The sequence below is a fragment of the Streptomyces klenkii genome, from assembly GCF_003626645.1.
Classification (GTDB): domain Bacteria; phylum Actinomycetota; class Actinomycetes; order Streptomycetales; family Streptomycetaceae; genus Streptomyces; species Streptomyces klenkii.
This window is the reverse complement of the sequence record NZ_RBAM01000221.1, coordinates 1-1,021: the sequence shown is the minus strand read 5'-3', so window position 1 is coordinate 1,021 and position 1,021 is coordinate 1. Positions and strand designations below refer to the sequence as shown.

Genomic DNA, 1,021 nt, shown 5'->3' with positions numbered 1-1,021 from the left:
CTCGCGCTTCGTCGGGGACGTCTTCGGCGCCCCGCTGGCCTTCGAGGCGCTGATCGCCTTCTTCTTCGAGTCGACCTTCATCGGCCTGTGGATCTTCGGCTGGGACCGGCTGCCCGCGCGCCTGCACCTGGCCACCATCTGGATCGTCTCGGCCGGGACCGTGGCCTCCGCCTACTTCATCCTGGCGGCCAACTCCTGGATGCAGCACCCCGTGGGCTACGCCATCGACGAGGAGACGGGGCGGGCCCGGCTGACCGACATCGGGCGGGTGCTCACGCAGAACACGGCCGTCGCGCAGTTCGCCCACACCATCACCGCCGCGTTCCTCACCGGGGGCGCGTTCATGGTGGGCATAGCCGCCTGGCACCTCGCGCGGCGGCGGCACACCGAGGTGATGCGCGCCTCGCTACGGCTGGGCCTGGTCACGATGGTCGCCGCGGGCCTGCTGACCGCCTTCACCGGGGACCGGCTCGGCAAGATCATGTACGAGCAGCAGCCGATGAAGATGGCCGCGGCCGAGGCCCTGTGGGACACGGAGGCGCCCGCGCCCTTCTCGCTGTTCGCGGTCGGGGACGTGGAGCAGGGGCACAACATGGTCGCCGTCGAGGTGCCCGGCCTGCTCTCCTTCCTCGCGCACGACAACTTCTCCGAGGCCGTGCCCGGGATCAACGACACCAACGAGGCCCTCCAGGAGCGCTACGGCCCCGGCGACTACCGCCCCAACGTGCCGCTGGCCTACTGGAGCTTCCGCTGGATGATCGGCTTCGGCATGGCCTCCGCGGCCCTGGGCGCCGCCGGGCTGTGGCTGACCCGGCGCCGCCTGCTGCTGGACCCCGCACTGCGGACGGGCGAGGACGAACGCCCGCGGCTGGCGTTGACCCGCGGCCGCGAGCTGGGGCCGCTGCTCACCCGGTGGTACTGGCGGATCGCCTTCCTCACGCTGCTCTTCCCGCTGATCGCCAACGCCTGGGGCTGGATCTTCACCGAGACCGGGCGCCAGCCGTGGGTGGTCTACGGGCTG

1 protein-coding gene is annotated in these 1,021 nt (G+C 71.6%); it reads left to right on the top strand.

What is annotated here, in order from left to right; genetic code table 11:
- A partial coding sequence (locus tag D7231_RS35905; RefSeq protein ID WP_147449937.1) for a cytochrome ubiquinol oxidase subunit I occupies positions 1–1,021 on the top strand: 1,021 nt, incomplete at both ends.